We start from the raw sequence: 6724 nt of genomic DNA on the forward strand, positions 1-6724 counted from the left end.
CCCCGATGCTTACTTAAATTGTTTCAGAAGACGCAGATCATTTTCGAAGAATGAACGCAGATCGTTGACGCCGTAGCGCAGCATGGTTAGACGCTCGATACCAATACCAAACGCAAAGCCTGAATATTTTTCAGGATCAATGTTCACAGCGCGCAGAACATTTGGGTGCACCATGCCACAGCCCAGAATTTCAAGCCACTTACCGTCTTTACGGCGTACATCAACTTCAGCCGAAGGCTCTGTAAACGGGAAGAATGAAGGGCGGAAACGCACTTCAAGATCTTCTTCGAAGAAATTACGCAAGAAGTCACTCAGCACACCTTTGAGTTGGGCGAAATTAACGTTTTCGTCCACCAGCAGGCCTTCAACCTGATGGAACATGGGAGTGTGAGTCTGGTCGTAGTCGTTACGGTATACGCGTCCCGGAGCGATAATACGAAGTGGCGGTTGCGATTCTTCCATAGTACGAATCTGAACACCTGATGTATGAGTACGTAACATCAAATCAGGGTTGAAAAAGAAGGTATCGTGATCAGTTCGCGCAGGGTGATCTTTTGCAATGTTCAATGCATCGAAGTTGTGGAAACCATCTTCAATTTCAGGACCCGTTTTTACTTCAAAGCCCAGCTCACCGAAGAACTTCTCAATGCGTTCCATTGTGCGAGTAACGGGGTGTAAGCCACCGTTCTCGATTCGACGTCCCGGTAAGGTCACATCGATGGTTTCAGCTGAAAGTTTTGCATCAAGTTCTGCTTTTTCTAACGCAGATTTACGCGCAGCGATAGCTTGCTGAACCGCTTGCTTTGCCTTATTGATGCTTTGACCCGCCTCGCGACGTTCTTCTGGTGGCAATTTACCCAGTGCTTGCAGCTGAGCAGTCAGCTCACTTTTTTTACCTAGGTAATTGACCCTTACTTCGTCCAGTGCCACAACAGAGTCGGCCGCATCAATGGCCGCTGTTGCGTTTGACAGAATCTCTTCTAGTTGTTGCATCGTTTCCTCATCTGCCCTATCTGGCAGTATCTTACGGGGAGTAAAAGATATACCAATTCTCACTACACACTGATCGCCGCTCGCGCGAAGTGGATCAATCTGCTGTGGGAATTGGTATTTCACGTAACGTCACATAGTAATTAATCAAAACACTAATGCCAAATTGTATCGGTTGGTTTCTGAGTGTTTTTCTGAAATTTCATCAATCAGAACAAATATCGAGCAAATCCCGCAAGATAGCGCCGACAATGCACGACAGGATAGTGTTTGACACAACTCACTTAACGTTCCCGACTATCATCAGATGAGCAGACGTAACATGGCTGACAAGACTCTCCCTTGAAGAGGCGTAGTGGATTTCATCTACTGTTAACATTTGCCAACCATGAACTCTCAGTGACTCTGATACAGTCGCAGCTTACTTACATCTCTTCTATCTGCCATATACACATAGGCAAGTATTTAGAAAAGTGCGGATTTACCCGCTTCATTTTCATCCACTAGCGAAGTCATTCTGCCTCTATGCATACAGGAAGACACATCATTAACCACTGACAAGTCTACAGCTGAAAATTTTGGTGAATTGGTATTTTATTAATACCAGAAGATGTATTGTTTACTACAAAAGCAGTAATGAAGAATAAATGAATTTCTAAAGGAAATCTTGTTATGAGTCAACCTTATAAAATATGAGACATGGAATTTTAAACTGTTGTTTTTAAAATAAATTAATGTTTGTATTAGTGAGTATTTAATATTCCCATTTATCCAATTAAATCAGACAAATGCTTGATCAAAAAGTCTTGTTAATTCAGAATGGAGTAATGATTTTTCTTTGACAAATCATCGCCATTTGGTATTGAAATAATACCTGTAATGTAAATCTTACTATTCGTTTTTAAACAAGATGAGCTCTAGAGTGAAAGACAGCTATGTCCAGAGATTTATTTATCAATGAAAACGTGCTGCGAAATAAAACAAAAAAAGAAATTCTCGCTGAAAAAATATTGGAGATGATCCTTACTGGTCTGCTCCGTAATGGGGACGAACTGCCAAGTGAACGGGATCTTGCAAACACTTTTGGCGTAAGCCGTGAGACAGTGAGAGGCTCATTAAGCGTAGTGTCTGATCTTGGCCTGCTGGTCGTTTCACAGGGCGCGAAAACAAGGATTAATGCCAGCCCAAAAATCATAGAGAAATGTCAGGAACTGCTGCCTAATCAAGCAAACCTTCAAGTTAACCAGTTTGATATTGATACTGTCTTTGAGACCAGAAAAATTGTTGAGCGAGCTGTTGTTCGTAAGGCTGCACTCAATATTGATAAATCTGGACTGGATCTTCTGAGAAGCCTGCTTATCCAGCAGGAAAGACAGTTCGAGCAGCCAGTACACTTCCAACTCTCTGATAAACAGTTTCATCGCATTATTGCAGAATGCATCCCCAATGAACTGCTTACCAATTATGCGCAAGAGCTTTACTCATACGGCCTGCAGTTTCGTCGTGTTGCCATGTCACTGAGCGGCTCAATCGAGCAGAGTTTCAAAGAGCACACCATGATTTTTAACGCGCTGGAGAAACGTGATCCAGACAGAGCTGAAGAAATGATGATTAATCACATAAATAGCGTGTACGACACAACACTGTTGGCAATGAAAGAGAGAAATGGTCTGAAATAAACCTTAAGCGGAAAGCCCGCACGTGGTTTTCCGCTTATGTCCTACCGATTAAATTTATCCTATTTATCTTCCCTGTAAGGTGTGCGGCTGAATCTGTTCCCCGGATGTCTTCGACTGAATCCCCATATTGCGTGATAAGTATCTATCCAGCGTCGCTGTAGGCTAAAGAGTACATACGAAACCACCATCATCAACTCAATACCAAACAAAAGCAGATAGGCCCATGCACCGAGAGAAAATAGGAAGAAGCCGCTATAAATAGTAAAGTGACTGGCGATTAATATGATGTATCCAGACGTTTTATGGACCCACTCAAACATTCTCCGATATATCGTCATGTTGTAATGGTCACCGTACCATCGGCTTCTTGGTATTGGATAGCCATCATCATCGACAGGCCCACCTTTCGTTCCTCTTTTAAAGCCAGATGTCGCCTGAAGCATTGACATTCCGAGGACAACAAAACCCAGCTTCGCATGAAGTGTAGAGGTATCTATACCGTTGAGTGCAAACATGCTTAAAATGAGAGCGACAGCAGACAGAGCGATGGATATTGAGTGCCCTATCCAGTGCGTGATCCACCAAAATTTGTTATCAAGTTTTACCGGAAAATTTTGTCCCGGCGTTACCTTAAAATAACGGGTAACAGTGATGATCACTGGCGACATAATACCCCATGCCAACACCATTAATGCGGCGTGCATGACAATCAGGATCGAAAGGCGTCGCTCAGCCTGTGAGCCATCGCCAAAGTGAAGTTGTTGTACGCCGAATTCGCTGTGAAAGTTAAATCGCCTGCCATCACCGACAGCCCAAAGGAAGTCAGTATCTTGGTCTAAATTTAAAACTGCATCGGTGGGGTCTGACGTGACAATTGGCCGTTTGAACACCATGACCGTTACCCCGTTTTCACTCACAATCGAAGCATCGTGGATGTTCTGATGTTCATCTTTAGTGATGGATGAGCTAAACCGGCCAGTCATGTGGCTATCCGCCACCTCACCTCTGGTCAGATAACCAATGATGGCGTCAGCGTTAGACATATTTTTGCCAAAACCCAAGCCAATCCACACTTCACCGGGGTGGTAAGCTTTAATATCCAACATGCCATCTTCAGTGACGTTCCAGCACATTGTTAAATCGCTGTCTAATAGTGTTTTCTGATGACTGAAACCATCACAGGAGGATGTTGTGTTGACTTCTGTATGTCCGAACTCACCTGAACTCGCGCTGTAGGCAGGAGATACAACGCACAATAATAAACATGCAAGACTAATCAGGATCGACTGCATTTGTTCCTCCCTCGTCTGTTAAACTCCTAAAATATTTCACCATCGCATCAGCGTCTTCTTTGCTAAGGTGCGACGTAATTTCTTCAACCACCAGTGCCATCTCGCCACCGGTATAATTGCCATCTGGCAGGACGCCTGTCTTAAGAAAATCTAGCCATTGTTTATCTGTCCAATGGAGTGTGCCGTCCACCGTATTCGTGATGTTTGGCGCTGGGTTAAATTCACCCACGGGCACACCTGACATCCAGCGTGAGCGAATAACGCCACCCATAATATCTCGTGGCGAGTGACACTCACCGCAGTGACCAAGCACCTCTGCGAGATACTCTCCCCGCTTTGCCTGCTCTCCCTCAACCTTACTGGTCTTCGGCTCCTCATCCAGATACAAGAGCTTCCACATTCCCATTCCGTATCGAATGCTAAATGGGAAGAGTAAGTCTCGCTCCTCCGCTTTTTCAGCTACCGGGGCGACTTGCGTGTCTATATATGCCTTTAAATCAACAATGTCTTGATCTGTCATCCGTGAGTAAGAGGTATAAGGAAAAGCCGGGTAATAATGCTCCCCATCAGGGCTTATACCCAATCGAGTCGCATCAGCAAACTCCTCTACTGTCCACCCTCCAATACCCGATAGCGTGTCTGGTGTGACATTGGGCGCTACAAGAATACCGAAGGGCGTTCTTAGGCGCTTACCACCTGCCAGCTCTTTCGCCCCCGGCACATGTTCTGTGTGACAGGCGCTACAGCCCGACAGGTGATAAATGTATTTGCCATTAGCAATATCAGGCGTCAGTGAATTGATCTTGGCATTTGATTTCTCCCAGATAACAGTAGGAAACATCATCACAATCAGGCTAAACACCCCTGACAATGTAAGTGCAATACCACTCAATACAAACCGTTTGCGTTGCCATTTGGTCAGGGGATGCAACGCAAGACGCTGAGCTAACCACGACATCTCTACCCCTTCACTGCCCCTGCTGTCATTCCCGAAATAATTTGTTTTGAAGCAACGAAAGTGAAGATGATCGGTGGGATTGCAAGTAATACGCCCATCGCCATGATGGCACCCCAGTCGATGTTGTATTCAGTCAGTGAATTCACAATATAGACAGGTGTTGTCCGGGTGCTTCGGTCAGATATAGCGTTGGCAATCAAAAACTCATTCCACGCAATCCTGAATGTAAAAATGGAGGCAGCAGCAAGGCCGGGTTGAATAACAGGCAGAATTATATGATAAAACACCTGGAAGGGATTCGCCCCGTCCATTCTCGCCGCCTCCTCCAGCTGAATCGGAATCTGCTGGATAAAGCTCTGTAAAATCCAAATGACAAATGGAAGATTCATTGCTGTGTAAATCAGTACGATACCGTTTAGTGTACCGTCTATCTCATAATCAAATGTCCAGATGCCGAATACTGGCACCAATAACACTGCTGGGGGCACCATTCGCATAATCAGGGTTGTCATCGACACCGTATCGCGACCCCAGAAGCGATATCTAACGATGGCGTAAGCTGCCATACAACCTGCCAGCAAGGTAATACCCGTCGATACAATAGCCACGTACAGAGAATTACTGACGTTATTCACCAGCGACCTGTCATCCAGCATGGCTGCATAATTTTGAAGAGTTGGCATAAAAAACCATGCCGACGAATCACTGAGAATATCGACCTTCAGCTTGAACGATGTGACAAACATCAGAATGATCGGACCCAGCGAAAACAGTATCAGGGTGAAGAGTACGAAGTAGTACAATATTGTGTTAGTCGGTATCTTTTTCATCTCGTACCACTCCTTAATACTTTTCAGCTTCCGCTTTTAGTTTTGACTGACGTGTTTCTCTTACTTTGTTGAACGTAAACATGACGATGGTGATGATCAGCACCAGCAACAGCAACATATTCGACAGTGCAGCTGCTAGCCCCAGCTCCTGACTATCGGTAACCGTTTTAAATATCCGCAATGACAGTATTTCGGTAGACAAACCCGGCCCGCCATTGGTTAGAATCATGATCACTTCCAGCACCTTGAATGCATCAATAAGTCGCAGCAGTAAGGTCACCACCAACACTGGCAGCATAAGAGGTATCTTTATATGCCAAATCAAATTCCAACCTGACGCGCCATCCAGTCTTGCCGCTTCCACAACCGAACTAGACAGTGACTGCAGCGCTGCAAGGCATAAGATCATGACAAAGGGTGTCCACTGCCATATATCAGCCAGAATAATGGAGAACAATGACCAGGATGGGTCGGACAGCCAGGGGACATTTTCGATGCCAAACGTGTTTAAAATTTTATTCAGAATACCGAACTGAGGGTTGTACATGTATCGCCAGACCAGACCCACTGCGATCGGCGCTATCATCATAGGCAGGATGAAAATAGTACGGTAAACAGACATACCTCTTATCGGTCTCTCTAGCATTAACGCCAAACCCACACCCAATACCATTTCAAGTGCGACAACGGTAAACGCAAATGTCACCGTGACAAAAAACGATTCGATAAAACCTTCATCGTTCAGCAACCAGATGTAATTGCTCAGGCCAGAAAACTCGGCCTCAGAGAAAGGTTGGCTTGGTCGCCAGTCATAGAAACTGGCAGTGATCATATAACCAACAGGGTAAACAAGAGCAAAAATCAGTATGAGTGCGGCAGGGGCGATGAAAAGATAAGGCGCGCCCTTATTCATAAATCGAATAAATTTTCCTGATGCCTCTTTCTGCGCCACTTCCATATTTGCTGACGACATAA

At 44.9% G+C, this 6724-nt stretch carries 6 protein-coding genes; 1 reads left to right on the top strand and 5 read right to left on the bottom strand.

What is annotated here, in order from left to right:
• Nucleotides 1–9: 9 nt before the first annotated feature.
• A complete protein-coding gene (gene pheS, locus A8L45_RS15500) occupies nucleotides 10–993 on the bottom strand; it encodes a phenylalanine--tRNA ligase subunit alpha (protein ID WP_068903877.1) in 984 nt (327 codons plus the stop codon).
• 932 nt (nucleotides 994–1925) lie between these two features.
• Between pheS and A8L45_RS15505 the strand changes: the two genes are divergently transcribed.
• Nucleotides 1926–2669 carry a FadR/GntR family transcriptional regulator gene (locus tag A8L45_RS15505; RefSeq protein WP_068903879.1) on the top strand — a complete coding sequence of 248 codons (744 nt, stop codon included), beginning with the start codon at nucleotides 1926–1928 and terminating at the stop codon, nucleotides 2667–2669.
• 59 nt (nucleotides 2670–2728) lie between these two features.
• Here A8L45_RS15505 and A8L45_RS15510 read toward each other — a convergent pair whose 3' ends face one another.
• From A8L45_RS15510 to A8L45_RS15525, 4 genes are read right to left on the bottom strand one after another with little or no spacing between them, the layout of a single operon-like run.
• A complete protein-coding gene (locus A8L45_RS15510) occupies nucleotides 2729–3961 on the bottom strand; it encodes a cytochrome and DOMON domain-containing protein (protein WP_068903881.1) in 1233 nt (410 codons plus the stop codon).
• Nucleotides 3942–4919, bottom strand: a complete 978-nt coding sequence (locus A8L45_RS15515; RefSeq protein ID WP_068903883.1) for a c-type cytochrome — start codon at nucleotides 4917–4919, stop codon at nucleotides 3942–3944. Before A8L45_RS15515 ends, A8L45_RS15510 begins: the two co-directional genes overlap by 20 nt.
• Before the next feature lie 2 nt (nucleotides 4920–4921).
• Nucleotides 4922–5749, bottom strand: coding sequence for a carbohydrate ABC transporter permease (locus A8L45_RS15520; protein WP_068903885.1), 828 nt, complete (start codon nucleotides 5747–5749; stop codon nucleotides 4922–4924).
• A gap of 13 nt (nucleotides 5750–5762) precedes the next feature.
• Nucleotides 5763–6722, bottom strand: coding sequence for a carbohydrate ABC transporter permease (locus tag A8L45_RS15525; RefSeq protein WP_217492171.1), 960 nt, complete (start codon nucleotides 6720–6722; stop codon nucleotides 5763–5765).
• Nucleotides 6723–6724: the final 2 nt, after the last annotated feature.

Origin of the sequence: Veronia pacifica (assembly GCF_001707825.1) — a bacterium.
GTDB classification, from domain to species: Bacteria; Pseudomonadota; Gammaproteobacteria; order Enterobacterales; family Vibrionaceae; genus Veronia; species Veronia pacifica.